19 protein-coding genes are annotated in these 26,167 nt (G+C 57.6%); 15 read left to right on the top strand and 4 right to left on the bottom strand.

Annotation, left to right across the window (positions count from 1 at the left end; genetic code table 11):
* Positions 1 to 25: 25 nt before the first annotated feature.
* The 7 genes from mutL to BR04_RS12660 all read left to right on the top strand — a co-directional run bounded on the left by mutL (position 26) and on the right by BR04_RS12660 (position 13,536).
* Positions 26 to 2,008, top strand: a complete 1,983-nt coding sequence (gene mutL, locus BR04_RS12690) for a DNA mismatch repair endonuclease MutL (RefSeq protein WP_496356390.1) — start codon at positions 26 to 28, stop codon at positions 2,006 to 2,008.
* A gap of 86 nt (positions 2,009 to 2,094) precedes the next feature.
* Positions 2,095 to 2,883: a hypothetical protein gene (locus BR04_RS12685; RefSeq protein ID WP_496356389.1), complete on the top strand. Its 789-nt coding sequence runs from the start codon at positions 2,095 to 2,097 to the stop codon at positions 2,881 to 2,883.
* An 89-nt stretch (positions 2,884 to 2,972) separates the two neighbouring features.
* On the top strand, positions 2,973 to 3,764 hold the full coding sequence (locus tag BR04_RS12680) for a TIGR04219 family outer membrane beta-barrel protein (protein WP_496356388.1): 792 nt from the start codon (positions 2,973 to 2,975) through the stop codon (positions 3,762 to 3,764).
* Between the two features lie 448 nt (positions 3,765 to 4,212).
* On the top strand, positions 4,213 to 9,261 hold the full coding sequence (locus tag BR04_RS12675) for an InlB B-repeat-containing protein (RefSeq protein WP_496356387.1): 5,049 nt from the start codon (positions 4,213 to 4,215) through the stop codon (positions 9,259 to 9,261).
* A gap of 95 nt (positions 9,262 to 9,356) precedes the next feature.
* A complete protein-coding gene (locus BR04_RS12670) occupies positions 9,357 to 11,144 on the top strand; it encodes an Lcl domain-containing protein (protein ID WP_496356386.1) in 1,788 nt (595 codons plus the stop codon).
* Between the two features lie 94 nt (positions 11,145 to 11,238).
* Positions 11,239 to 11,793 carry an Lcl C-terminal domain-containing protein gene (locus BR04_RS12665; RefSeq protein WP_496356385.1) on the top strand — a complete coding sequence of 185 codons (555 nt, stop codon included), beginning with the start codon at positions 11,239 to 11,241 and terminating at the stop codon, positions 11,791 to 11,793.
* A gap of 99 nt (positions 11,794 to 11,892) precedes the next feature.
* Positions 11,893 to 13,536 carry a hypothetical protein gene (locus BR04_RS12660; protein WP_496356384.1) on the top strand — a complete coding sequence of 548 codons (1,644 nt, stop codon included), beginning with the start codon at positions 11,893 to 11,895 and terminating at the stop codon, positions 13,534 to 13,536.
* 157 nt (positions 13,537 to 13,693) lie between these two features.
* Here BR04_RS12660 and BR04_RS12655 read toward each other — a convergent pair whose 3' ends face one another.
* Together BR04_RS12655 and recN are read right to left on the bottom strand one after the other, a co-directional pair.
* On the bottom strand, positions 13,694 to 13,948 hold the full coding sequence (locus tag BR04_RS12655; protein ID WP_496356383.1) for an FmdB family zinc ribbon protein: 255 nt from the start codon (positions 13,946 to 13,948) through the stop codon (positions 13,694 to 13,696).
* Between the two features lie 94 nt (positions 13,949 to 14,042).
* Complete coding sequence (gene recN / locus BR04_RS12650) at positions 14,043 to 15,767, bottom strand: DNA repair protein RecN (protein ID WP_496356382.1); 1,725 nt, start codon at positions 15,765 to 15,767, stop codon at positions 14,043 to 14,045.
* A 266-nt stretch (positions 15,768 to 16,033) separates the two neighbouring features.
* On the opposite strand from recN, the gene BR04_RS12645 reads away from it, so the two are divergent.
* Together BR04_RS12645 and BR04_RS12640 are read left to right on the top strand one after the other, a co-directional pair.
* Positions 16,034 to 16,780: a DUF3450 family protein gene (locus tag BR04_RS12645; protein ID WP_496356381.1), complete on the top strand. Its 747-nt coding sequence runs from the start codon at positions 16,034 to 16,036 to the stop codon at positions 16,778 to 16,780.
* Between the two features lies 1 nt (position 16,781).
* On the top strand, positions 16,782 to 18,116 hold the full coding sequence (locus BR04_RS12640; protein ID WP_496356380.1) for a MotA/TolQ/ExbB proton channel family protein: 1,335 nt from the start codon (positions 16,782 to 16,784) through the stop codon (positions 18,114 to 18,116).
* Between the two features lie 3 nt (positions 18,117 to 18,119).
* Here BR04_RS12640 and BR04_RS12635 read toward each other — a convergent pair whose 3' ends face one another.
* Complete coding sequence (locus BR04_RS12635) at positions 18,120 to 18,431, bottom strand: HigA family addiction module antitoxin (RefSeq protein WP_496356379.1); 312 nt, start codon at positions 18,429 to 18,431, stop codon at positions 18,120 to 18,122.
* A 12-nt stretch (positions 18,432 to 18,443) separates the two neighbouring features.
* Positions 18,444 to 18,722: a type II toxin-antitoxin system RelE/ParE family toxin gene (locus BR04_RS12630; protein ID WP_496356378.1), complete on the bottom strand. Its 279-nt coding sequence runs from the start codon at positions 18,720 to 18,722 to the stop codon at positions 18,444 to 18,446.
* Between the two features lie 72 nt (positions 18,723 to 18,794).
* Between BR04_RS12630 and BR04_RS12625 the strand changes: the two genes are divergently transcribed.
* From BR04_RS12625 to BR04_RS12600, 6 genes are all read left to right on the top strand, one after another.
* A complete protein-coding gene (locus BR04_RS12625; protein ID WP_496356377.1) occupies positions 18,795 to 19,217 on the top strand; it encodes a MotA/TolQ/ExbB proton channel family protein in 423 nt (140 codons plus the stop codon).
* Positions 19,214 to 19,624 (top strand): ExbD/TolR family protein, encoded by a 411-nt coding sequence (locus BR04_RS12620; protein ID WP_496356376.1) that lies wholly within the window; start codon positions 19,214 to 19,216, stop codon positions 19,622 to 19,624. Before BR04_RS12625 ends, BR04_RS12620 begins: the two co-directional genes overlap by 4 nt.
* A complete protein-coding gene (locus BR04_RS12615; protein WP_496356375.1) occupies positions 19,621 to 20,307 on the top strand; it encodes an energy transducer TonB in 687 nt (228 codons plus the stop codon). Before BR04_RS12620 ends, BR04_RS12615 begins: the two co-directional genes overlap by 4 nt.
* Positions 20,304 to 21,401, top strand: a complete 1,098-nt coding sequence (locus tag BR04_RS12610) for a tetratricopeptide repeat protein (RefSeq protein ID WP_496356374.1) — start codon at positions 20,304 to 20,306, stop codon at positions 21,399 to 21,401. The genes BR04_RS12615 and BR04_RS12610 overlap by 4 nt, the downstream gene beginning before the upstream one ends.
* 163 nt (positions 21,402 to 21,564) lie before the next feature.
* Positions 21,565 to 24,366: a M16 family metallopeptidase gene (locus BR04_RS12605; RefSeq protein ID WP_496356373.1), complete on the top strand. Its 2,802-nt coding sequence runs from the start codon at positions 21,565 to 21,567 to the stop codon at positions 24,364 to 24,366.
* Complete coding sequence (locus BR04_RS12600; RefSeq protein ID WP_496356372.1) at positions 24,366 to 26,162, top strand: extracellular solute-binding protein; 1,797 nt, start codon at positions 24,366 to 24,368, stop codon at positions 26,160 to 26,162. The genes BR04_RS12605 and BR04_RS12600 overlap by 1 nt, the downstream gene beginning before the upstream one ends.
* Positions 26,163 to 26,167 lie beyond the last annotated feature (5 nt).

Genomic DNA, 26,167 nt, shown 5'->3' with positions numbered 1-26,167 from the left:
CCCTCTTTTTTATGCGGAGAAGGCCATGCCCAGAATTCGTGTGTTACCGGACATTCTTTCCAACAAAATCGCCGCAGGCGAGGTGGTGGAGCGTCCGGCCTCGGTGGTGAAGGAGCTTGTGGAAAACAGCCTGGATGCCCAGAGCAGCCTCATTGAGGTGGCCATTGAAAGGGGCGGGCTTTCCGAGATCCGGGTCTCAGACAACGGAAGGGGCATGGGGCCGGATGATGCCCTTTTATCCCTGGAACGCTATGCCACCAGCAAAATCGCCACGGATGCGGATCTCTTTTCCATCCGTACCCTGGGTTTCCGGGGAGAAGCACTTCCCAGCATGGCCTCTGTTTCCCGTTTTGAGCTGGTCAGCCGGGAACAGGAGGCTTCTTCCGGAGTGCGCATTGTGGTGGAAGGGGGGCGGATTCTCGATGTCTCGGAAACGGGTGCGGCTCCGGGTACGGTGATTGCCGTCAAAAAACTTTTTTTCAATGTGCCTGCCCGTAGAAAATTTCTCAAATCTGAAAGTACGGAGATGGGCCACATTGCCGATACTCTCCTCTCCCTTGCCTTAGGTTTTCCTGATGTGCAGTTTAAGCTTCTTCATAACGGCAAGGTACTGCGTCATCTGGGTGCGGGCGATCCCTTTCTCCGGGCCGTGGATGTGCTGGGAAAGGAGGTGGAGCACCATCTTTTCCCCGTGGATCAGGAGGGAGCAGGTATCCGGGTGCGGGGCTGGGTGGCATCTCCCGACATTTCCCGCAGCAGCACCCAGCGGATTTACCTCTACGTCAATGGGCGTCATGTGCGGGATCGTTCGGTGTACAAGGCTCTTTTTGAAGGCTATAAGGGCCGGATGATGACGGGCCGGTACCCTGTGGCCATCCTCTTTCTTGAGGTGGATCCCGACCGGGTGGATGTAAACGTGCATCCTACCAAGCACGAGGTGAGGTTTGCCGATGGCAGGGGGGTATGGGCTGCGGTGCGCGATGGTGTCGCCCGTGCCCTGTGTGCAGAGGATAGGGGGAAATGGCAGCATCCTTCACAGTCCCGAAAGGAGAATCTTGATAGTCTGCGTGGTATTGTGGCCACCCACGGTCGGATTCTGCCGGTTTTTCGGGAGACTTCCGGAAAGGGGGCCCTGCCTCAGGAAGTCCTCCATCCATCAGAACGCCCTTCCTTGTCGGGGAAAGAACATACCCGTCCCCTCGACAGCACAGAGGAAGAGTGTCTGCCGGAGAGTGTGGGCGAAGCCCAGCCCCCTGTTTCCCGGCAGCAACCCTTTCTTGCCGGAAAAAGAGAAAGTCCGCTGACCGATTTAAAACCATTGCAGCAGGAAGATGGGGCTTCGTTTTTTAAGGAGGGTCAGAGGGGGAGTTTGCCCCGAGCCTTTCGGGAGGTTCGGGAAACACTTTTTGAAAAAAGAGGTTTTTATTCCGAACTGAAGGTCATCGGTCAGCTTCTTTCCACCTATATTCTCTGTGAGTCCGATGCCGGTCTTGTGCTGGTGGATCAGCATGCGGCCCATGAACGGGTGCGGTATGAAACCCTTCGCAGGCGGCACGAAGAGGGCAGTGTTGTGTCCCAGCAGCTTCTGGTTCCTCAGGTGGTGGAGCTGGGGTTCCGGGAAGCGGCGGCAGCCCTGGAACTTTTACCCGCCCTGGCCCGGATGGGCCTGCATGCAGAGCCCTTCGGAGGCAACAGTTTTGTTATCAAGGCGGTGCCGGATCTTCTGAGCCATGGGGATATGGGACAGGTCTTTCTGGATATGGCGGGGGAAATGTCCCGTGGGAATCTTGCCAATGGTCTGGCCGAAGCCCTGGATGCCTGTCTCATTCTCATGGCCTGTCATTCCGCCATCCGGGCCAATCAGGCCCTGAAGTCCGAGGAAATCCGTCATCTTTTTAAAGAACTGGATGCCTGCACCCAACCATCCCGCTGCCCCCATGGACGTCCCATCTGGATTCAGTGGGAAAGACGTTTTCTTGAAAAAAGCTTTGGCCGTACGGGGGCCTGATTTTTTTTTCCGTCTTTCCATGGCTTCTGTTTTCCGCTAAGGTTAGCTTTCATTTTTCAGGTAGCAATGCTTAGGGAGGAGAGATCATGGTTTTTCGCGAAACCCTGTTGAAAAAAATCGCACTGGATGAACTTGTGCGTACTATCCGGGCTTTCCTGGAAGCACATCCGGACAGGGTGGATGCGGAAAACCTGCGTCGTCTTCTGGCAGAAAGTGCCTACAGCCCCAGATCCCTCCGGGATCTTAAGCTTTACGTCCGGGAAGAGGCAGGCGCACTTCCGGATGTTGTGGTACTGGACAACGGCCTTAGCCGCTATCGTACCCATCCGGAGGATGTGGCCCTGCGAAAAAGCCCCACCATTAAGGAAATGATCAGCATCCGCAATGCCCGGAAAATTCTTTCGGACAGTGACGTGCTGATCAGCCGGAGAGAAAAAACCCTGGAATATCTTCATGAACACTGCATCGGTCTTCTGGATCTGTCCTGGACAGAAAAAGATATATCCGGTCTTGCTGATGATGGGGCTGTAGCCCTTGAAATTCAGGATGCTGAAGGTGTGGAAACGGTACTGCTGCTCTTTGCGGAGCTTCTGGGCTTTTCCAGCCCACCCGGTCAATGGCGAAAGCCGGAATGGTTCCTTCGCTGCCTGAAAGAAGAGGAGGGGGAGAAGATCCGGGTTCGGAATTTTCTGGCTTTTTCCCGTAAGGAGTGCCGTCTTGTGCTGGTAGAAGCCCCTCTCTATGTGGGAGAAAAGGAGGCGGATGCCAGGGTAAAAGCCATCCTTTCCGGTACAAAACGGGAGGCTCTTGAGGGTAAAGGCGTTTTTGCATCTTTGCAGGAAAAGGTGGGAAGCCCTGGAAATACGGGGGTGTAAAAGTATCTGGCAGTCTTGTGAACAGGAAGGCGGCTTGGAATCTTATGGTTCCATTGGAAATTCAACAATCTGGTTTTAAGGAGGTGTGTATGATGAAAAAAAATGTGATGGTTACGGCTCTTTTATGCTGTCTGGCCTTTCCCGCGTCCCTGCTGGCCCTTCCTCTTTTCAATGCGGAGGTGGCGGTGGGAGGATGGATGCAGCAGCCTTCCGGTGATCTGGGGGTTACCCTGAGTGGCAAGTCCGGAACCAAACTGGATCTTGAAAAAGACCTGGGGTATGACAGCGAAACACAGGCTGCGGGCCGCTTCAAGATTGATATGCCCCTCATCATTCCCAATATTGCGGTGATGGCTGCTCCCATGGAGTTTGAAGGTACCGGTAAACTGTCAAATGAATTTAATTTTGCGGGAAAAACCTTTGGTGCCAATCTCCCCTACAGTTCTAAACTGACCATGGATCAGCTGGATGTGGCCCTTTACTACGGGGTGCCTTTCCTGGGGCTTGCCTCTCTGGGTACCTTAGGCGTGGATTTTGGTGTCAACGTACGGGTGTACCAGCTGGAAGCCGAACTGACCCAGGGGAGTACCACAGGGAAGAAAAGTGTTCATGTGCCCATCCCCATGGCCTATCTTGCCGCCCGTTTTGAGCCTGTTGAGATGCTGGGGATTGAAGCTGAACTGCGGGGGCTTTCCATTGGGGATAACCAGATTGTTTCCGGTATTGGCCGGGTAAGGTGCAGCTTTTTCGGTGTGCCTCTGATTGGTTCTCTTTTTGTGGCAGGCGGATGGCGGCATGACCTCATTGATATTGATGAGGCCGGTGTTCGTATTGACACCACCTTTTCGGGTCCCTTTGCGGAAGCAGGAATCAAGTTCTGATTTCTGGAGCGTTCCCGAAAATATATTTTTTTTAGCAGTTGCGATCAGACAGGAGACCGAGTTTTTTCCTAACCGGAAAGATCTCGGTCTCTTTTATTGGGCAGACATTGGGGTGGATCTACTTTCTGCTATCGTAAAAGAAACAAATTGACAGCAAATGACGTCTTTATTAAAGAGGCAGAATCTGTAAGGATTAAGATAGTAGTCACACAGAAACTCAGGTTGTACCGCGCAGTACGTGCTATTATGAAGTCTGTATAGAGGTTTTTTGGAATTTTTTTTTATGGATTTGTCAAAAAAATTAAATTGGTTATACTGTTTTTTTGATTTTTGGGGTGTATTTTTTTTGATTTTTTCAGGCATGTCCTGTGCGGGTGTGTTTAGGCCAAGGGGATAGTCTTTGCTTGTCCCCTGCGGAAAACCGGGATGGATGTGGAGGTGTGAGAAGATGAAGCTTCGGATTGCCTTGATACTGCTGTTCCTTTTTTCTGTCTTTTTTCTTTCAGGATGTAACGAGCTGGAAGATGAAGAGGACGGGAATGCCAGTCTTGTCGTTGTTTCCATTCTCGAAGGTATGGAAGGCGGCAGGGTAGAACCCGAAACCAACCTGTACTGGGATAAAGAAAATGAATATTCTGTGGAACATGGTACAAAACCGCGCTTCAGGATAACACCCGATGAAGGCTACATGATCGGTGCGGTCAATGGCTGCGGGGGCGGACTCAAGGATGGTATCTTCACAACGGGAACCATCAGCTGGCCCTGTACCATAGAAGTGGAGTTCATTCCCAAGCCTCTGGTTCGCTACTGCTTTGACGATCCGGACAATCCTGGAGCCGTCTGTCCGGAAACTCCACGTTCCGTACAGGGAAGTTCCGGAGATCTCTCCCTTACCTCCTACGGCAATCCCAAGGTTGTGGAAGCGGCCGTGGGCAAGGCCCTCTTTCTGGATGGCAAGGGAAGCTATCTCGAAGGAACAGGGGTGGTCTTTCCCACGGAGAATACCCCAAGAACGGTCTGTCTCTGGGTAAGGGCCTTCACTACCGGAGCGCTTCCTTCTCCCGGAGTGGTTTTTGCCTGGTCGGATCCCTGGGATGAGGAGACTCTGAATGCCTATGGGATCATGCAGGCCAGTTCTCCAGGAAGTGCTTCCAGTACCTGGTTTACCCATGTGGATACCCAGGCCCCCCAGGAGTCTCTGGGCAGCGGGGAAAAGGCAAGTGGCTCCTGGCAGCAGGTCTGTTCTTCCTATGACGGGAAAAAGGTAAGCCATTATGTGGACGGAAAGGCCGCAGGCAGCAAGGAATTCGGCACGTCCTTAAAAACCCGCAGTGAAGCCTTCCGCATCGGGAATCTTGTCAGCAGTCTTGGAAAAGATGCTTTTTTTCACGGCTACGTGGATGAGATCCGGGTGTACAGCAATGCACTTACCCCAAAAAATATTGAATTTCTTCATTTCCATGATGCCGCATCCCTCAAGCCCATGCAGACCCGGTATGTGGTCTCCGCCAAGGCAGAAGCCGGGGGCAGCCTTACGCCCTTATCCCAGGAAGTGGCCCATGGAAGTACGGCGATCCTGACGGTGTCGGCGGATGCAGGCTTTGTCATTGATTCGGTGACAGGCTGTGGAGGAACGCTTTCCGGCACAAGCTTCACAACAGGCCGTATCACCCAGGCCTGTGAAGTGACCGCCCGTTTCAAGGCGGTTCCGGGAACCTTTGTTGTGGGAACGGAAGCCGGTACCGGCGGAACCCTTGCACCCACATCACGGGCTGTGCCTCAGGGTCAACGAACTTCCTTTGAGATTGTGCCTGCCACAGGATTCAGCATCGGTTCGGTCAGCGGTTGTGGCGGAACCTTAAGCGGAAACACCTTTACCACAGGCCCTGTGACTGCCGCCTGCACGGTAAGAGCCGGGTTTATCCGCAAAAGCTACGCCCTGACCGCTACAGCAGAGTCAGCAGGAGGGACGGTGACGCCTTCCAGCCTGGGAGTACATCACGGAGCACGGGGGAATTTTACCGTCACACCAGATACGGGCTTTTCCATAGCATCGGTGACAGGCTGTGGTGGCAGCTTAAGCGGCAGCACCTATACCACGGCACCGGTTACGGGGGCCTGTTCTGTGACGGCAAGTTTCACACGGAACAGCTATACGGTGAATGCCACGGGTGGCTCCGGCGGCAGCATCACTCCCGCTTTGCAATCCGTCGGCCATGGCCTGACCGCAAGCTTTACGGTGCAGCCGGACGCGGGGTACAGCGTTGACTCTGTCAGCGGCTGTGGCGGAACCTTAAGCGGCAATACCTTCACCACCGGCCCTGTTACCGGAGCCTGTACGGTGAGTGCGAGCTTTACCCTGCAACCCTACACCGTGACTGCCAGTGCGGGATCGGGAGGCCGCATTGATCCGCCGACCCGTTTTGTTTCCCATGGCAATACCACAAGTTTTACCGTCACGCCGGATACGGGTCACAGCATTGCTTCTGTTACGGGTTGTGCTGGGACATTAAGTGGCAGTACCTACACCACCGGCTATATTGCGGGAGCCTGCACGGTACAGGCTGCCTTCAGCGTCAATACTTACACCCTGAGCTTTGACAGTGCAGGCGGCTCTGCTGTTTCTCCAATTAGCCAGGCTTATGGCTCTATGGTGACAGCTCCGGCAGTTCCCACCCGTGAAGGGTATACCTTTACCGGCTGGAGTCCTGGAGTTCCCACCACCATGCCCGCAGAAAACCGTACCCTGACCGCCCAATGGACGCTGAATACCTACAGCGTAACGCCTGCGGCAGGAACAGGCGGCAGCATCAGCCCTGCTACGGCCCAGACGGTCAATCATGGTGCCACCACAAGCTTCACCCTGACGCCGGATGCGGGGCATACGGCCTCCGTGGGAGGAACCTGCGGCGGTAATCTGATCGGCACCACCTACACCACCGCCCCTGTTACCGGGGCCTGTACCGTAAACGTTACCTTTACCCCGGTTTCCTGCGGTATTGTGGAGGGAAGGGTTACGGACGCCGTAACAGGAAACGGGATTGACGGTGCAACCCTTACCCTGCGGGGCAACGGATGGGAACTGAACGCAAGCAGTACGGGAGGGGACTATGAATTCCCGAACGTGTGTACTGGAATCTATGATCTGACGATTCAGCGAGATGGCTATACGGATTCAGAGGCTAGGGATATGGTTTTTGCGGACTTCCCCATGACCAGAAATATTCCCCTTTCTCCGGTCATCACAGAAACGGGCATGTACAGGATGGTACTGGGCTGGGGGGCAGAACCTCAGGATCTGGATGCCTATCTGACAACCCCGGATGGCAATTCGGTTTCCCATGCGAACACAGGCAGTCAGAACTCTCCGCCCTATGCGTCTCTGGATCAGGAAGGCCATTCGGGATATGGCCCTGAAACCATTACCATTCACCAGACTCAGCCAGGCATTTACAGATATATCGTCTTTAAGAACCCGGCTGACACAACTTCCTATGCAGCATCCGGTGCCCGAGTGCGTCTGTACGATGCTTCCGGTCTGCTGAGAACCTGGACACCCCCCACAGAACCCCACGAATGGTGGCATGTTTTTGATCTGAACGCTGAGACCGGTGACATCGTGGATAAAAATATCATCCTGCCCACCCGCACCGTAACGGCTGTGGTGGAAGGCACAGGAGGAAGCATTACACCTGCTTCCAGCCCTGTGATTCAGGGTTTTACTGCGGCCTTTACCCTGCTTCCAGATTCAGGCTACCAGGTGGAGTCGGTTTCAGGATGCGGCGGTGATTTTGCACTGGGAAGCCTTATTTATCAGACCGGCCCTGTGCATACAGACTGTACGGTCACCGCACGTTTTGCCCTGAATCCGGACACCTTTCAGGTATCGGCAAACGCGGGAAGCGGGGGGAGCATCAGCCCCTTGTCACGGGCGGTTGCCAATGGAGAAACCACATCCTTCACCGTTACAGCGGACACAGGCTACGGCATAGGTATGGTAACGGGCTGTGGGGGAAGTTTAAGTGGCACCACCTACACCACCGGCCCCATTACAGGAGCTTGTACGGTAGACGCTACCTTCACGATCCATACCTATACCCTTAGCTTTGACAGCGCAGGCGGCTCTGCCGTAGCGCCCATCACCCAGGCTTACGGCTCTGCGGTGACGGCTCCCACAGCGCCAACCCGTGAAGGGTATACCTTCAATGGCTGGAGTCCTGAGGTTCCCGCCACCATGCCCCTGAATGGCGCAACCCTTACGGCCCAATGGACGCTGAATACCTATACGGTTACCCCCACGGCAGGAACGGGCGGCAGCATCAGCCCTGCTACGGCCCAGACGGTTACCCATGGCAACACCACTACCTTCACCATCACGCCGGATGCGGGTTACAACATGGGTACGGTGACGGGCTGTGGCGGCACCTTAAACGGCACCACCTACACCACCGGCCCCATTACGGGATCGTGCAGCATTCAGGTGAATTTCAGGCCAAGCCTGGAAGTTTCCGCCCATGCCGGGAATACCTGGATCCTTGTTTCCTGGAACGAAATTCCGGGAGCCACATCCTATATGGTGTACTACGGCAGACAACCCAACATCCAGCCGGACACTCCCGCAAGCTATGAGGGAGCAGATCTTGGAACCGTCAGCCCCTATCAGATTTCGGGTCTGACCAATGATGCGCTTTATTATATTGTCATCCGTCCTTCCTTCTCCGGAACACCGGGAATCCCCAGCTGTGAGGTGACAGCCCTGCCCCATACGGTTCCTGTTCTGTCCCGGCCCATCAATGACACGGGGATCAGCACTTTTGGTGATAACAGCAGCAACAGTCTTACCCGGCCTGCCCAGGGGTATCCCGGCCAGGATGCGGCCTTTGGCAGGGATGTGGAAGCCAAAGCCGGTGTACTGACAAAAAACGGTGCAGGTGTAGTAGGTTTTGACTTCACAAAACTGGGTACAGACGGTCTGCCCCTTTCTATCCAGAACGGCACCTGGTCGGACAGCGGCACTGAAGCCGCAGGCACAAAATGGTCTTGTGTGAAGGATAACCACACCGGTCTTGTCTGGGAAGTGAAAGTAAATGATATAAATGACTTACGACACAGAGATCATTTCTATACCTGGTATAATCCCGACTCCAGCACCAACGGAGGGGATGCAGGAACACAGAATGGCGGCACCTGCACCGGCTCTGGTTGTGATACTTTAGCCTTTGTGCAGGCTGTGAACGCAGCAGGGCTTTGTGGGGCGACGGACTGGCGGATGCCCACCATTGAGGAACTGACCTCCATTGCTCACAGGGGAAGAACAACAGCTCCTTCCATTGACACGGACTTTTTTCCCAATACGCAGTTCAATTGGTTTTGGTCTTCCTCGCCCTATGCCAACAACGGCAGCGAGGCGTGGGGTCTCCATTTTTACTACGGTGATGTTGGTGGCCCCATCAAGTCCGGTGCCAGCCAGGTGCGTCTCGTGCGCGGCGAACAGTGATTTTGGCCTTTTTTCTCCCATCCCCTTGGGAGAGGGGGCGGGGGTGAGGGCAAAAGGGCCATGAAGACAGTTTTCCTTAATAAGGAGTATGGTTCATGAAGCATCATTATGTGTTTCTCCAGCTTGTATTCTTTGTGGCCCTGGTTTTTCCCCTTTCTGCCATGGCTGATACCATATGCAGCGGTACCGAAAATACGGCCATTACAGCCACCACACCCACGACGGATTTTCATATCCATGCCAATGGTACCGTGACGCACAAGCCCACGGGCCTTATGTGGATGCGCTGCTCCCTGGGCCAGACCTGGGATGGTAACACCTGTACGGGAAACGCCAGCATGCACACCTGGCAGGGGGCATTGCAGGCAGTACAGGATTTTAACAATCAGGGAGGGGGGGCAGGCTATACGGACTGGCGGCTTCCCTCCATCAATGAAATCCAGACCCTTGTGGAGAGACGGTGTGCCAACCCGGCCATCCACGCCGAGGTGTTTCCTGCAACGCCGGTAGGCCGTTTCTGGTGCTCTTCACCTCAGCTTTCAAGCAGTACGAATGCCTTGTTTTTCAGTTCAGATCACGGTTGGGTTTCTAATACCCCTAAAACCGCAGACTACCACGCCCGCCTCGTCCGAACCTCCGGTGAGAGTACTCTTCACCCTGTCAGCACCAGCCCTGGCCCCGGAGGCGGCATCACTCCGCCGTCCCGTGAGATCGTGCACCGCGCCAGCACCTCCTTCACCCTCACCCCGGACATCGGTTACGGCATCGACTCCGTCTCTGGCTGCGGCGGAACCCGCATCGGCAGCACCTACAGCACAGGCCCCATCACAAGCCCCTGTACCGTAAGCGCCACCTTTATCGTTTTGGCCACCCCAGCCCTCACTGCTCAGGCGGGAGACGGACAGGCAAGTCTTTCCTGGGCCACTGTTTTCGGTGCGGACAATTACGCTCTTTATTATGGATCCAGTCCGAATATTGACCCTGCTAATCCTGCAAGCTATACCCAGAGGCTTGAGACAGGAAACGTGACAGACTACACAGCCACAGATCTCATCAATGATACGGAGTACTATTTTATCCTGCGCCCCATGGCTGCGGGTCAGGAAGCTGGCGTAAGCAGCAATGAGATTTCTGCGAGACCCGTTGCGGCTCTGATCGGAACCGCCCCCCTCAATGATACGGGTATCGACTGGTGGGCCGATGAAACAACGAACAACCTCACAAGTCCTGTGGCCACCCATCCCGATCAGGATGCGGATTTTGGACGGGATGCGGCAGCCCGTGCGGGTAGTCTCACCAAAACCGGCTCCGGTGCGGCGGGCTTTGACTTCACCAAACTGGGTGCAGATGGTCAGGCCCTTTCCAATCAGAGCGGCACATGGTCGGACAGTGGGGATGAAGCCTCAGGTACAAAATGGTCTTGTGTGAGGGATAACCATACCGGTCTCATCTGGGAGGTGAAGGTAAATGATGCCTCAAATCTTCGTCACAAAGAACATACCTATACCTGGTACAACCCCGATGCTGCCACCAATGGTGGAAATGCAGGCACCCAGAATGGCGGCACCTGTACCGGCTCTGCCTGTGATACCTTAGCCTTTGTTACGGCTGTGAATGCAGCAGGGCTTTGTGGTGCGACGGACTGGCGGATGCCCACAAAGAAAGAACTGCTGTCTATTGTGCATTATGGCCGTGTAAATCCTTCCATTGACACCGGCTTTTTCCCCAATACGCAATCCACCTGGTTTTGGTCTTCTTCGTCCTACGCCGGCAATACTGGCACTGCGTGGGGCCTCGGTTTCGGCAGCGGCTATGTCGACTACTACGGCAAAGACGGCTTCGGTAGCGGCAGCCATGTGCGCCTCGTGCGTGCCGGACAGTGATTTTGGCCTTTTTTCTCCCCTCTCCCAGGGGGAGAGGGTTGGGGTGAGGGTAATAAAAATAATTTTTCGCACCTTGAAATAAGGAGTGTTCTCCATGAAACCTTGCTATCTGTTTATCTGCCTTTCTCTGATTGCAGCCCTCTTTTTTTCTTCGTCCCTCATGGCGGAAACCGTGTGCAGCGGATTAGAAAATACAGCCATTACCCCGACAACCCCCACGGAAGATTTTGACATCCACGCCGACGGCACCGTGACCCATAAGCCCACGGGCCTCATGTGGATGCGCTGTTCCCTGGGACAGACCTGGGATGGCAGTACTTCTTCCTGCACAGGAAGCGCCAGTACCCACACCTGGCAGGGGGCCTTGCAGGCGGCAGAAGTTTGGAATGCAGGTGGCGGTTTTGCAGGCCATACGGACTGGCGGCTTCCCAATATCAAGGAATTAGAATCCATTGTGGAAGAAAGATGCTATAGCCCTGCCATTCATGGTTCCGCTTTTCCGGGGACATCGTCTTCTGTGTTTTGGTCTTCTTCGTCCTACGCCCTTAATCCTGGCAATGCATGGACTCTCTATTTCGGCAGCGGCGGTGCCGACGGCAGCGGCAAGGGCGGCAGCGGCCAGTTCCGCCTCGTGCGTGCCGGACAGTGATTTTTTCCTTTTTTTCCCCTCTCCCAGAGACTGAGAGGCTTGAAAGAATCCGTAAGGGGGCCGCCCCCTTTTTAACAGCATAACTTCACAGGGGGGAGCATGAAGTTTCTGGGCATTATCAGGTACCTGTCGGCCTTTCTGATTCTGGTTTTTCCAGGAAAGACCCTGGCCAGTGATGAGGAGGTCTGGCAGGCCATCTTCAACAGCCTGCCTGCGGAAAAAGAAATTAAAAACGGGATGCAGCAGCAGGGAAAGCTCTACAATGCCCATCTGGTTTATACCGTACGCACACGGGACGGGAGAAACGGGATTTTCAGGCAGAACGATAACGTGGATTTAAAAATTCAGTCCGATGTGCTTCCGGATCTGACTTTTGCGGGAACCAAGAGGGAGCTTGTGGCCTGGTCCAAGGCCAACAAATCCTCTCTTTTCAAGGCCATTTTCGGCAATGCGCCGGATGTCAGCACAAGCGGCAGTTCCAGTACCCAGACCATGACCCAGGCAGCCTTCATGTCTCCTGCCTATGCGGCCCCCACATCCGTAACCCGGACAGCATCGGCTGCACCGACATCAAGCCCTGCCATGACAGCCGCTCCAGCACCGGCAGCAAGTCCCTCCGCTCCGGCGGCATCCCCATCGTCCCCGGCTCCAGTTGCGGATGCAGGGACAGCCTCAACAGCTTCTGCTGACGCTTCCTCCGGATCTGCATCCTCCTCCGATCTTGCCGTATCTTCCGCCCCGAGTGACAGCGCACCCGCAGAGACCTCGGGAGGGGAAACGTCTTCCACAGTGTCCTCATCAGCAGAAAGTTCGGACGGTGGTGCTGCTACGGATACGGCTTCAACGGATACGGACTCAGCAGATACGGGTTCAACCGATGCAGGTTCCGGCGATCAGGGAGCAGGTGAGGGCGACGTGGCTGATTCGGGAGCATCCGATTCCGACTCCGAATCGGAGTCCGGCAGCGGGGAATCCTCCAAAGAACATATGTCCTTTGTGCCCATCTCCAACAGGGACATCGTGGTATCCGGACAGCGGGACAGCATTACCATCGGTTCGGATACGGGAACCGGTTCCAGCGGGATGATGGCCTATGAGTGGCGTTTTGGGGATTCCCGCAGCTTTTCAACGGGTTTCACCATTCCCTACCGTCAGATGGAGATGGAAGACAATCTGGATACGGAGTACAAGAATGCGGCTTTCATGCCTTTTTTCAAAAAACGCTGGTACCGCATGAACGGGGTGGTGGAATGGATGGCCAATGCGACCTTTGCCGTGACCCACATGAAGTCCAAAATTTTTACGGACGATACCGGATATGTGGAATACGGGGGCGGAACCGGGCTGCGCTATTCCCATGCCCTCTCTCCGGATGTCATTGTCAATGCAGGACTTCTCTTTCAGGGCTTGAAAAAGGAAATCCCCGAAGATTTTGTCACCGATGAGGTGCGCTGGATTGCGGAGGCCCTGAACAACCTGCCTTGGGAATACAGCCTCATTCCCTCCGTGGGGGCTGTGATGAGTTTTATGGATGGCAGGCTGACTCTCAAGGGAGAGGTTTTCCGGGTGCATCAGCTCCAGGCTGAGGTGGCACCGGGATATGAGAACCAGACCGTGGTCTTTGGCATGGCCACCGTTGCGCCCTTGTCCTGGTTCAGTTTTTCTGTGGGATACAAGGAAACCTTTGAACTTCGGGATGTAAAAAGTCAGGCCTATATTGTGGATTTTAAAATCACCTGGTAGCCGTACCCTGACAGGGCCGGAGCCTTTTACAGGACATCCAGGCCCTGGGGGCTCAGCGGTGTTTGTGAACCTTTTGTCCTCACCCCGGCCCTTCTCCCAGTGGGAGAGGGGAGAAAAAAAGCCTTCATACTCGGGGATCGTCAGTCCGGGAAAGGGTCTAATTCCCCGCAATGGTATAGGTGGAGCAGGAGCCGCTGGAACAGGTGCGTTCCTGCTTGCTGACACCCACATCTTTTCCGCCCGGCCCGCTGCCCGCCCCCGGAGCCACGGCATAGGTGGTGGCACTCATCACCCGCTCAAAGTGCTGGGCACCGCAGTGCGGACAGCTCACTTCCTCTTCCTCGCTGGACTTCATGACAAGCAGTTCAAAAAGATCCTTGCATTCAAGGCAGCGGAATTCGTAGATAGGCATGGCAGCCTCCTTCTTGCTATGGGAAAAATGACAGGGTGCACGGCCCCGAAAGATGCCTTTTCTTCGGCATCCCTATGGCGAGGCCCGTTATTTGTCAAGACCTGGTTTGATGTCCGGTTTCGGATCCTGCTTCCCGGAGAAGCTCCCTGGCATGGGCCAGGGTCGTTTCAGAAATGGCGGCTCCACCCAGCATCCGGGCCATCTCCTCCGTTCTTTTTTCTTCGGAAAGGAGGGTGATGCGGGTGCAGGTTCTGCCCTCTTCCACAGCCTTGGCAATATGGAAATGATGCTGGCCGAATTTGGCGATCTGGGCCAGATGGGTGATGCAGATCACCTGCTGGCTTTGGGAAAGGGACTGCATCTTGCGGCCCACGGCTTCGGCCACGGAACCGCCGATGCCCGCATCCGCCTCATCAAAGATAATGGTGCTGACGGCCTCATTGCGGGCCAGAATACTTTTTAAGGCCAGTACCGTGCGGGAAAGCTCGCCACCGGAGGCGATTTTACTCAAAGGGTTTTCTGTTTCGCCCACATTGGGGGCCATGCAGAACTGGGCACTTTCCCGTCCCTGTTCCTGAAGCCCAAGGCCCTCATCCTGAAGCCAGGGAGAGGAGACCGCTTCCAGGGGAAGCAGGGCGACACGAAAACGGGTTCCGGCCATGCAGAGTTCGCTCAACTCTTTTTCCACGGCCCGGGCCAGTCCTTGGGCCGCCTTCTCCCGTTTTTGAGAAAGATCCCGCGCAAGGGCTGCGGCCTTTTTGTGACGGCCTGCCACCTCTTTTTCGAGGGCATGAATACGGCCCTCGATATCTGCGGATTCCCTGTGTCGTTTTTCAAGGTTTTCTCTGTGTTCCAGAACGGCTTCGAGACTGCCTCCGTATTTTTTTTTGAGTTTGCCCAGAAGATGCAGCCGGCTCTCCACCTCATCAAGGCGGGCGGGATTCATGTCCATGGCATCAAGGTAGTGGCGCAGATGACCCGCCAGATCCTCACAACGGAGGGCCAGGCCTTCCATGTCTGCGGCTGCGGTCTCGAGGCTGCTGTCCAGGGCTGCGGCGCGGGTCACTTCCCTGCGCAGGGAGCTGAGACGGCCGGAGAGGGCGTCTTCCCCCTCATAAAGTCCTTCCACCACCTGGGACAGGATCTGGGCAAGGGTCTGGGCATGGCGCAGTTTTTTGCGCAGGGTTTCCAGTTCTGTATCTTCGTTTTCGCCGGGATTCGCCTCCCGGATTTCCCGGATCTGGAAGGCGATGAAATCCGCCTCAGCCTCTTCTTTGACTTTGCGGCGTTTCAGGCTTTCCAGATTTTTCAGGCTCTGCACCAGATCCCCATAGGCTTTTGCGTAGGTTTCCCTTTCTTCCTGAAGACCGGCATAGGCATCCAGCATAAAAAGGTGCAGGCTTTCATCAAGAAGTCTCTGGTGGGCGTGCTGGCCTGCAATGCTGGCAAGCTGGGCCGTGACTTCTCCTAAGAGCTGGGCTGTGGCCATGCGCCCGTTGATGTAAATACGGTGGCTGCCTGTGGCGGAAAGCACCCTGCGGATGTGGAGACCGTCTCCGGAACTCAGCTGATGCCGTTCAAGGGCCTGGGCCGCAGGGCTTTCCGGAGGAGGCTGAAAGAGGGCTTCCACCTCGGCGCTGTCCTGACCCTGGCGGATCATGCGACCATCGGCCCGGCTTCCGAGAAGCAGGTTCACGGCCTGAATGATGATGGATTTTCCGGCTCCCGTTTCACCGGTCATGACATTCATTCCCCGGTTAAAACGGATTTTTAAGTCATCGATAATGGCAAAATTTCGGATGGCAAGTTCTATGAGCATGGAGGTTTTTCTCCCAGGGGCGGACGGGATCGTACCGGAATGGCAGCACCGTTGGAGCAGCTCGGACTCTTTCAGAAAGTCTTTTAGCCTGCCTGTCTCCAGGTTGCAATCCCTGGAAAAAGGAGAGGGAATTTTAACGGATTGAGCCTGAAGGACACTTGTGGCATGATGCCCCGCAGGACAGAAAAGTTTTTCCGGCAAGAGGCGGATCTGCTGGCGCAGGGTGCGGAGGAGGTATTTTGGGGAAGAGGGCTCAAAGGTGTGCTGTGCTGCTGCTGGTGCTGCTTTGCAGTGTGGAGGTATGCCCGGCTATTGAAAATTCCGAAAAGATCACAGATTCCGGAAAAGCCATGGACCGGGCCCTGAAAGCCGCCCGCAGTGCCCAGGAAAGGGCAGAGGCCTTTATACGGGAAGAGGAGAGGCTTGGCAGGGAGATCCTTGCCCTGGAAACGGAGTCGGAGGCTCTTCGTTACGAAAACCATATGCTGGAAAAGCGCATCCGGCGTCAGGAGGCCCGCCTTGAAACCCTGGCAGCCGAAGGGGAAAGGGCGGTGCGGCTGATTCGGGAGGTGGAACCCCTTCTGGGGGATCTTTCCGCCTTTCTTGAAAACCGCATGGACGGTCTGCCGCCCTTCCGTCTGGCGGAGCGCAGGGAAAGGATAAAAGGGCTTGCCCTTGCCCTGGAGGACGGAGAACTGGACACCCCGGCCCGGCTGGATCGTGCCCTGGATCTGCTGGAGGCGGAACTGAATCTGGGTCTTTTTCCGGATACGGCGGCCGCTGCCGTGGAGGTGGGGGGCGAGTCCCTTCAGGGAACCCTCCTGCACCTGGGGGCCGCAGGGCTTTTTTTTCTTTCACCGGACAGGGGGCTTGTGGCCCGCTGGTCGCCTGTGAAGGCTGTTTTTATTCCCCTGGAAAGGCCTTCCGCCCAGGCCGTGGAAAGGGCTTTTTCCATGGTGGAACGGCGCCTTCCTGCGGGTCTTGTCTGGCTTCCTCTGTCGGAGGATTTTTAAGATGCGCGGTTTTTTTGTTTTCTGCGGCCTGATTCTGATGACTGCGGGGCCGCTCCGGGCGGAAACACCGGCCCTGGAGACGGTTCTGAACCGCATGGCGGCGGATACCTCCGGGCAGACGGAGGAACTTGAGGCGGAAAGGGAGGCCCTTCTTGCACGGAAAAAGGCGCTGGAGGAAAGACTCTCTGCTCTCAAAAGGGAAAACGGGGAAAAGAAAAAAAAGCTGGAGACCCTCATTGCCGAGACCCGGCGCATGGAAACGGAACGCAGAAGCTCCGAGCTTGCGGGTCTTGCCCTTGTTTCCCGCCTTAAAGAAGCAGAAGAGGGGTTTCATGCCCTTCTGGCCTCTTCCCCGACCCTGCCCCTTTTTTCTCTGAAGATGGGGGAAAAGATGGATTTGGAGAGTCTGTCAGCATTTTTTGAGGCCCTGCGCCAGAACCTTGCGGCCTGCGATACCCTCAGCCGTGAATCCATCTCCTTTCTTGGAAGGGATGGCCGGAAACAGAAAGGGGAGGTGCTGCGGGTGGGCGGTCTCGGGCTTTCGGGCCTTGATTTGAAGAACCGGGCCCTTTTTCTTGTGAGCGATGAAAAGGCGGGGGGCTACAGGGAAGCGGCCCTGAGCCCTTCCTGGCTGGAAGGAAGAGACATCCGGAAGGTGATGCAGGGAGAGGAGGGGCGTTTTCCCCTGGATCTTTCCCGGGGGCTGGCCCTTTCCGGAAACGGCGGCAGGCGGAGCCTTGAAGCAACGCTGCGGGAAGGGGGGCTTCTGCTCTGGCCCATTCTCTTTATCGGTCTGGCGGGCCTTGGGATTTTTGTCGTCCGGGGTTTTGTCCTTTTCCGCCTGCGTTTCTGTGAAGAAGAAACCGGGCATCTGGTGGCGATGCTTCAGGATGGGGAAAGGGGCCTTCGCATGGAAAAAGAAGCCCGGATCCCGGCCCTTTCGGTGGTGGCGCTGGCCGTCCGGCTGCGTCATGAAACAGCCCTTTTCCGGGAGCAGGCCGTGGAGGCTGAGGCGGCAGCCTGGTCGGACCGGATGGAAAAGGGGCTTGCCACCCTTGGGGTGCTGGCGGCCTTAGCCCCCATGCTGGGGCTGCTCGGCACGGTGACGGGCATGATGGCCTCTTTTCGGGTGATGAGCCAGATGGGGGCCGGGGATGTGCGGCTCATGTCCGGCGGGATTTCCGAGGCCCTCATCACCACCCAGTGGGGCCTTGGGGTGGCCGTTCCCCTGTTGCTGGCCCACCATCTTCTGTCCCGCAGGGCGGAGCGTCTGGCCCTCGAGGCCGAGGACAGGGGTATGGAGGCGCTGGCCCTTTTAGGGAAAAAAGAGGGGTGAGGTTCATGCACGGCAGGGAGAATCCTGCTGCCGCCAGGGGCGGATGCGGGCCAGGGTATCGCTGAGGGCTTCTTCGGCTATTTCCGTATCGTGTTCAATCTGTGCCCGCAGCCAGTAGCCACGGGAGAGCCCCAGAAAGCGACAGAGCCTCAGATCCGTATCCGTACTGATGGCACGTTTTCCGGAAACAATCTCACTGATACGCTGTACGGGGACACCGATTTCTTTGGCAAGACGGTAGCGTGAAATGCCCATGGGCTTGAGAAATTCCTCAAGAAGCAGTTCGCCCGGTGTAACGGGGGGAAGTCGTGTCATGGGAGACTCCTTTCAATGGTAATCGACAATTTCCACATGCTCGGCTCCGGACAGTGTCCAGAAAAAGCAGATACGGAACTGTGCGTTGATGCGGATACTGTATTGCCCTGCTCTGTTGCCTGAAAGGGCTTCCAGATGGTTACCGGGAGGTACCCGCAGGTCTTCAAGGGTCTGGGCGATCTGCAACTGCCGGAGTTTACGCAGGGCAACCCGTTCAATGTTGACAAAGCGCCTGACCCGGATGCCCGCCGCCAGTTTTTCCGTTTCTTTGCATTGGAACGAACGTATCATGACAGATATAGTAACGCATGGCGTGCATAAGGCAAGCAGAAGGGGAAAATTTTCCGTGAAAGGCAGGATCATATGAGTTTTCTGTTCCGGGAAATGCGGGTCTGGGAATCCTGGCTCTCCATGGGGTTCTGGGTCTGGTGCGCGGGTCTGATGGCTGTTTTCATCTGGACTTTGAGCCTGAAAACCCTCTGGGATCTTGCAAGGCCGCAGAATCTGGATCAGGCCCTGACCCTGGCTCCTTACCGCATCCACGCCATACGGGTGCTGGCTGCGGCAGCTCCCCTTGTGGGGCTTCTCGGCACGGTGTCCGCCATGATCCATATGTTTTCGGGCCTTCAGGTCGCAGGTCTTTCCGGAAACCGGGCCATGGCCGGAGGTATTGCCGAAGCCCTGATGAGCACCCAGGCGGGGCTTCTTGCCGCCATTCCGGGGCTTTTCATGGCCCATGTGCTGGAACGCCGCCGCGTCCGTCTTCTCCGGAAGAAAACGTCATGAAAAGAGTCCTGCGCCACAGAAGAAAAAAGAACGCACCCAGCCTCGACATGGCGCCCCTTCTGGACATGATCTTTATCCTGCTCATCTTTTTTGTGGTGAACGCAAGCTTTATCCGGGAAACCTCCGTACCTGTGGAACGGCCTTCGGCCCGGACGGCGGTGGAGGCGGAAAACGTGCGTCTGGTGCTGGCCGTGGATGCCGCAGGCCGGGTTTTTCTGGAGGATGCGCCCGTGGATCCCGGTGTGCTCCGGGGCCGGATGCAGGCCTTTGCCACTGAAAACCCCGGCGCTCTGGTGGTGGTGGCTGCGGATCGGAATTGCCCTTCCGGTATGCTGATGCGGGTTCTCGACATCTGCCGTCTGGCGGGTGTGCCCCATCTGGCCCTTGCGGCGCGGAGGCCGGAGTGAGGGAGGGACTGCGCTGGGCTTTCTGCGGGATCTGCGGTCTCATCCTTACCCTCGGACTTTTTGGTCTTTTTTTCTTCACGGGAAAGGACACCGGCCCGAAGCGGCTCTGGGAAGGCCCGGCCCTTGTCATCGGCCTTGAAGCCCCCCTTTCTGCCCAGGCCCCTTCTTTGGAAAGGGAGGTCTCTCCCCCATCCCTTCCCGCCTTTGAAACCCTGCCCCCTGACTTTGGAGAGTTCACACGGGCCGAACCGCCGCCACTCCAGTCGCCCCAGTTCCCCTTTTTTTCAGAAAATATTGCGGATGTGCGGCCTCCGGATCTGGAAAACTTTTCACCCTCATCCGCCTCCCGTCCGCCTTCTCCCGGCCCGCCGCCTCCGGAGCGGGTGTACGGTCTTGGGGAGCTGGATGAGACGCCAAGGCCTCTGCACAGGGTGGTGCCGGCCTTTCCCTATGCGGCCCGCAGGCAGGGCATCCGGCAGGGGCGGGTCCGGCTGCTCATGGAGGTGGACAGAACAGGAAGGGTGCGGGAGGTGCGGGTGCTGTCCGCAGAGCCACCGGGGTATTTTGAGGCGGCTTCCGTGGATGCGGCCCGGCAGTGGCGTTTTACACCGGGCCGGGTGGCGGAAAGGGATGTGGTGACCCGTTTTGAGCTGCCCATCCATTTCGGAGGGGAGGGGCCATGAAAAAGTTGTGCGGGATACTGCTTGTACTCGGGGTTTTCTTTCATGCCTTGCCTTTGAAGAGTTTTTCTTCCGAAGGTCTGCGGGAAGCCCTCATCCTCCTGGAGAAAAAGGAGGAAAAAAAGGCCTTGGATCTTCTCCTTTCCCTGAAAAAGGACTGGGAAACACACAAGGAGTTCTGGGGCCTTCTCGGTACGGCCCGTTTCCGCACAGGGGATACGGCCGGTGCTGCGGAGGCCTTTCAGAGGGGGCTTCTCCTTGCGCCGGAAGATCCCTTCTTATGGAGAAATCTCGGCTGGAGCCATTACCGGATAGAAGCCCACAAGGAGGGAATCCGGGCCTTTGAAAAGGCGCTTTTTCTTTCCGGGGCAGGGGAGGATGCCCATGGTCTGGCCCTCTGCCAGTATGGGGCGGGGGAGTTCAAGGCCGCCGTGGACACCCTCCGGCCCTGGGTGGAGAAAGAAAAAAATCCCGGCTGGCTGCGTCTTATGGGACATGCCGCCCTGGCATCAGGCCGGGTGGCGGATAGCCTCCTTGGGCTTTTACGCGGTCTTGCCGTGGAAAGCGCCCAGACCGGAGACTGGATGCTCCTGGCCCGTGCGGAGGATCTTTCAGGAAACCGGGGCCGGGCCGCCCTGAGCCTTGAGGTGGCTGGGAGTCTCGGCACTTCGGATTCCCCGGATTCTGATCTTGTCGCCCGCATGTACGGGGCCGCAGGTCTGCCTTCCGCTGCGGCGAGGATTCTGAAGGGGGCCGGTGAAGGGGAAGCCCTTGAAAGGGTGAGGCTGCTTCTGGCTGCGGGCAGGAAAAGATCCGCCCTTTTTCTTCTGGAAAAAACCGAAGGCAGCGAAGCCCGGATGCTGGAGGCCCGTATCCATATGGAAAGGGGGGCCTGTGCCCTTGCCCTGAAAAGCCTTGAACAGGCGGAAGGCGGGCAAAAAGGACGCTATGCAAAGGGCCTTTGCCTCTGGCGTCTGGGCCGGTATCAGGAAGCGGGGGCGGTTTTTGCAGAGCTTGCCGCAGATCCGGACTGGGCCGGAAACGTCCGGGAGCTTGCCGCACGGATGCAGGCTTTGGCGGTTTTGGAGACGGAGTGAAGCGGATTGCCGTGGGGAGGCCTGCTTGCGCTCCCTGTCCCGCCATGGCATGCTTGGGCCGCAATCCGGAAAAGGCGGTGGATGCTGGATCTGGCTTTTTGCCATAACCCATGGATTCCGGGAGGAACACATGCGTCGATTTTTTGTCTTATGGGGTTTTCTGATGACTTTTTTTGTGTCCGGCATCACGCCTTCCCTGGCCGGGGAATCTCAGACGGCCTGGCCCTGGGAGGCCTCCGATCTTTCTCCGGACAGCCGTCTGCACTACGGTCGTCTTGAAAACGGCTTCCGCTATGCTTTTTTCCCCAACGACCATCCCAAAGGCCGGGTGCACATGCACCTCTTTGTGCAGGCGGGCTCCCGCCATGAGGCCGCAGGTCAGGAGGGGCTGGCCCATTTTCTGGAGCACATGGCCTTCAATGGCTCCATCCATTTTCCTCCGGGCAGTCTCATCCATTTCTTTCAGGAAATCGGCATGAGTTTCGGCGGGGACACCAATGCCCACACCGCCTTTGACCGTACGGTCTATGACATTGTCCTGCCCGAAGGAAAGCCCGAAACCCTGGCCAAGGGCCTTCAGGTCATGGCGGATTACGCGGGCGGACTGCTGCTGCCGCCGGAGGAGATTGCGCGGGAGCGGGGCATTGTTCTGGCGGAAAAGCGGGACCGGGATTCCGCCGCTTACCGCATGCAGCAGGCGGAGCAGGCCTTTTTGTTTCAGGGCACCCGTATTCCCGAACGTTCGCCCATTGGCCTTGAGTCCGTGATCGAAGGGGCGGGACAGACGGAATTCCGGGCCTTCTATGACACCTGGTACAGGCCGGAGCGCATGCTGCTCCTTCTCGTGGGGGAGATGGATTCCAAAGCGGTGGAAGAAGAGATCCGCCTGAAGTTTGCGTCTTTGAGTCCCCGTGCGCCCGCTCAGGCGGAGCCGGATCTGGGGGCACCCTCCCATCAGGGCCTGAAATTTTTCTACCATGCAGAACCTGGGAGCGGCGGGCTTCAGGTGGCCATCGGCAAGGTGGAGGGGCTTTCGCCCGAAGCCGACACCCTGGATGCGGAAAAGGCCTCGGTGCTGCGCTACATGGCCATGCGTCTTCTGGGGCTGCGGCTGGATCGCCTTAAGGAAAGGCCCGATACCCCCCTTCTTTCCGCGGTGGCCTATACCCATGACCTGTATGGCCGGTTGCGCATGACGGACATGCGCGCCGCCTGCGATCCGGAACGCTGGGAAGCGGCCCTCGCCCTCCTGACCCGCACCCTGCGGGAAGCTCTGGTGCAGGGATTTACCCCGGCGGAACTGGAAAGGGTGCGCGGTGAGCTTGGGGCCTGGTTTGAGAGTCAGGCCGCAGCCGCAGCCCGTCGGGAGAGCGGGGCCATCGCCGATTCCCTGCTGCGGGATTTCTATGGGGACACCGTTCCTGTGGCGCCGGAGACCATGGCCGGGCTGATGCTTCCCTTTCTGGGCGAGGTTTCCCTCTCTGCGGTGAACCGGACGTTCCGGGAGCTCTGGGGCGGCAATCACCGCCTTGTCCGTCTCATGGGCGAGGGCCTCTCCTCCCAGGATCCGGCGTTAACCCAGACCATGCGCCGTGTCTATCTGGAGGCGGGACATCTGGAAGCGGGAGGGATCCGGGAACAGGCTCCCCTGGTTTTTCCCTATCTGCCGCAGCCTTCGGAAAAAAACAGGGTGGCGCAGGTCTGGGAGGACAAGGAGCTGGGGATCCGGGATGTGCTGTATGCGGACGGCACCCTGCTCCACATCAAGGTCACGGACTTTGAGCCGGATCGGGTGCGGATGCGGGTGCGGTTCGGAACGGGCCGGGCCGGAGAGCCCTGGCCGGGGCTTTCCTTTCTGGCTGCGGACACCCTGAATTTTTCCGGCACTTCGGCACTGACCCCGGAGGATCTGAACACGGTTCTTGCGGGAAAGCGGGTGCGCTTGCGTTTTGGCGTGGATGTGGATCACTTCTTTTTTGACGGAGAGGCGAGAAGGACGGAACTTGGGGATCTTCTGCATCTCCTGCGGGCCCAGCTGGAAGATCCGGGATTCCGTGAAGAGGCCTTCAGTCTGGTGCGCGCCCGGTATCTCCGGGGGATCCGGGAGGCTGCGGGCAGTGTGGATAAAAGTTTTGAACGCATGAGCCCCTGCTTTTTCACCGGTGGCGATCCCCGCTTCTGTCCGCCTGAGGAAGAGGCTCTCAGCGCCTGGACAGTGGCGGATGTCGCCGTCTGGCTGGAACCGGCGCTGGCCTCCGATCCTCTGGAAATTTCCCTTGTGGGGGCCGTGGATCCGGATGCGGCCATGGCGCTTCTGGGGGACATTCTGGGCAGGCGTCCGGTGCGTGGCGGTCAGAAGCTGGGACTTTACGCCCAGGCCCCGGCATTTCCCGAAGGCGGGCGCATGGAAGCCAGGGTGAAGGCCAGCCCGCCGACAAGCCTTGTACAGTGGGGCTTTCCCGTTTCAGGCGAAGTCTCCTCCCTGCGGCACAGGGGCCTGAATCTTCTGGCGGCGACCCTCAGGGAACGGCTGCGGGAGGAGATCCGGGAGCATCTCGGTGTGGCCTACAGTCCTTTCAGTTACTACTGGGCCTATCCTGTATGGTCGGAGTGGGGCGGGGTCATGGCGGGGGTTTCCCTTGCGCCGGATCAGGCAGAGGCCGTGGAAGCCACCCTTCTCCGTCTGGCCCGGAATCTGGGGGACGGCGCCCTGGACGGGGAACTGCTGGAGCGGGTGCGGGGGCCTCTTCTGAACAGTCTCGTCACCCGGCAGCAGGACAACCGCTACTGGCTTTACGGGGTGCTGGACGGTTCCGTGCGTTCGCCGGAGCAGCGGGACTGGGCGCGTACCCTGCTGGAGGATTACAAGGCCTGGACGGACGCGGAGCTGCGGGAGCTGGCCCGTGAGGTGCTGAAACCGGAAAAGGCGTCTTTGCTGCATATTCGTACGGAAGAGGATCGATGATGGGCATACGTCAAAAAAAAATCCTGATCCTTTTGTTCTGCACCCTGCTCTGGGCGGGCTCCCTTTGGGCCGAAGCCCTGCCGCAACACGCCCTGTCTCTGGGAGCGGCACCCGCCTACGGCCCGGATTTCACCCATTTTGCCTATGCCAGACCCGACGCGCCCAAGGGCGGCACCCTGCGTATGGAGGCGCTGGGCACCTTTGACAGTTTTCATCCCTTTATCATCAAGGGCATGGCGGCGTCGGGCATCGGACTTCTCTTTGACACCCTCATGACCTCTTCCGAGGATGAGCCCTTTGCCCAGTATGGGCTTCTCGCGGAAAGTGTAACCCTCGCGGAGGACGGCAGCTGGATCCGTTTCACCCTGCACCCCGAAGCCCGTTTCCATGACGGGAGCCCGGTGCGGGCTTCGGACGTGGTCTTCACCTTCCGCATGCTGGTGAAGGAGGGAAAACCCCACTATGCCCGGTATTACCGGGATGTGGCGGAGGTGGTGGCGGAGGATGAGCGCAAGGTGCGCTTTGACTTCAGGACAGCGGACAACCCCGAGCTGCCCCTGATTCTGGGCCAGCTTCCCGTTTTGTCGGAAAAGGACTGGGAAGGGGTGGACTTCAGTCGTTCCGGGTTTCGCATTCCCCTGGGAAGCGGGCCCTACCGCCTGGAAAGCTTTGAGCCGGGCCGCAGGGTGGTTTACCGGCGGGATGGGGAGTACTGGGGCCGGGAGCTTCCCGTGAACCGGGGGCAGTACAATTTTGACCGTATCGCCTACGAATATTTCCGGGACGCCACCATTTCCCTGGAAGCCTTCAAGGCGGGGCACTACGATCTCCGCCTTGAAAACACGGCAAAGATCTGGGCCACCCAGTATACGGGAAAAGCATTCCGGGACGGGCAGCTTGTGAAGACCATCCTGCCCCATAAGCTTCCCGGCGGCATGCAGGGCTTTGCCATGAACACCCGGCGCGCCCTGTTTCAGGATGTGCGGGTGCGGGAGGCCTTAAGCCTTGCCTTTGATTTTGAGTGGAGCAACACCACCCTTTTCCACGATCAGTATGTGCGCTCCAGAAGCTATTTCAGCAATTCGGAGATGGCGGCCAGGGGCTTGCCCACAAAAGAAGAGCTCCGTTATCTGGAGCCTCTGCGGGGAATCGTGGCGGATGAGGTGTTCGGGCCGGCATCCCTTCCGCCGCTGACGGACGGATCGGGCTTTCTGCGGCCTCAGCTGCTGCGGGCCGCAGCCCTTCTGGAAGAAGCGGGCTGCGTTCTGAAGGACGGGATCCTGCATACGCCCGAGGGAAGACCCTTTCGTTTTGAAATTCTTCTGCACAACCCGGCCTTTGAACGGGTCATGCTGCCCTATGTGCAGAACCTGAAGCGCCTTGGCATCGGGGCGCGTATCCGCTCCGTGGATCCTTCCCAGTATGTGAACCGCATGCGCAGTTTTGACTTTGACATGACCGTGGCGGTTTTTCCCCAGTCTTTGTCTCCGGGAAACGAGCAGGAGGATTTCTGGAGCTGCAAGGCGGCATCCACCCCCGGTTCCCGGAATTCCATGGGCATCTGTGATCCTGCGGTGGATGCCCTGGTGCAGGCCATTGCCACGGCTCCGGACCGGGATTCCCTCATCGCTGCCTGCCGGAGCCTTGACCGGGTGCTGCGCCATGGGCATTATCTGGTACCCAACTGGCATACCTCGGTTTTCCGTCTGGCCCATCGCAGCACCATCGCCATGCCGGACAATCCCCCGCCCTATGGGCTTGCCATCTACACTTGGTGGGACAAGAACGCGGAATAGGCCCT

The organism is Desulfobotulus sapovorans DSM 2055 (assembly GCF_059569355.1).
Note: the sequence above shows the minus strand (reverse complement) of the source record. Positions and strands in the feature narration are given on the sequence as shown.

What these genes read in the sequence shown, in the direction of transcription:
- mutL (WP_496356390.1), top strand. Translation starts at nt 26, where the DNA reads ATGCCCAGAATTCGTGTGTTACCGGACATTCTTTCCAACAAAATCGCC.
- BR04_RS12685 (WP_496356389.1), top strand. Translation starts at nt 2,095, where the DNA reads ATGGTTTTTCGCGAAACCCTGTTGAAAAAAATCGCACTGGATGAACTT.
- BR04_RS12680 (WP_496356388.1), top strand. Translation starts at nt 2,973, where the DNA reads ATGATGAAAAAAAATGTGATGGTTACGGCTCTTTTATGCTGTCTGGCC.
- BR04_RS12675 (WP_496356387.1), top strand. Translation starts at nt 4,213, where the DNA reads ATGAAGCTTCGGATTGCCTTGATACTGCTGTTCCTTTTTTCTGTCTTT.
- BR04_RS12670 (WP_496356386.1), top strand. Translation starts at nt 9,357, where the DNA reads ATGAAGCATCATTATGTGTTTCTCCAGCTTGTATTCTTTGTGGCCCTG.
- BR04_RS12665 (WP_496356385.1), top strand. Translation starts at nt 11,239, where the DNA reads ATGAAACCTTGCTATCTGTTTATCTGCCTTTCTCTGATTGCAGCCCTC.
- BR04_RS12660 (WP_496356384.1), top strand. Translation starts at nt 11,893, where the DNA reads ATGAAGTTTCTGGGCATTATCAGGTACCTGTCGGCCTTTCTGATTCTG.
- BR04_RS12655 (WP_496356383.1), bottom strand. Translation starts at nt 13,948, where the DNA reads ATGCCTATCTACGAATTCCGCTGCCTTGAATGCAAGGATCTTTTTGAA.
- recN (WP_496356382.1), bottom strand. Translation starts at nt 15,767, where the DNA reads ATGCTCATAGAACTTGCCATCCGAAATTTTGCCATTATCGATGACTTA.
- BR04_RS12640 (WP_496356380.1), top strand. Translation starts at nt 16,782, where the DNA reads ATGCGCGGTTTTTTTGTTTTCTGCGGCCTGATTCTGATGACTGCGGGG.
- BR04_RS12635 (WP_496356379.1), bottom strand. Translation starts at nt 18,431, where the DNA reads ATGACACGACTTCCCCCCGTTACACCGGGCGAACTGCTTCTTGAGGAA.
- BR04_RS12630 (WP_496356378.1), bottom strand. Translation starts at nt 18,722, where the DNA reads ATGATACGTTCGTTCCAATGCAAAGAAACGGAAAAACTGGCGGCGGGC.
- BR04_RS12625 (WP_496356377.1), top strand. Translation starts at nt 18,795, where the DNA reads ATGAGTTTTCTGTTCCGGGAAATGCGGGTCTGGGAATCCTGGCTCTCC.
- BR04_RS12620 (WP_496356376.1), top strand. Translation starts at nt 19,214, where the DNA reads ATGAAAAGAGTCCTGCGCCACAGAAGAAAAAAGAACGCACCCAGCCTC.
- BR04_RS12610 (WP_496356374.1), top strand. Translation starts at nt 20,304, where the DNA reads ATGAAAAAGTTGTGCGGGATACTGCTTGTACTCGGGGTTTTCTTTCAT.
- BR04_RS12605 (WP_496356373.1), top strand. Translation starts at nt 21,565, where the DNA reads ATGACTTTTTTTGTGTCCGGCATCACGCCTTCCCTGGCCGGGGAATCT.
- BR04_RS12600 (WP_496356372.1), top strand. Translation starts at nt 24,366, where the DNA reads ATGGGCATACGTCAAAAAAAAATCCTGATCCTTTTGTTCTGCACCCTG.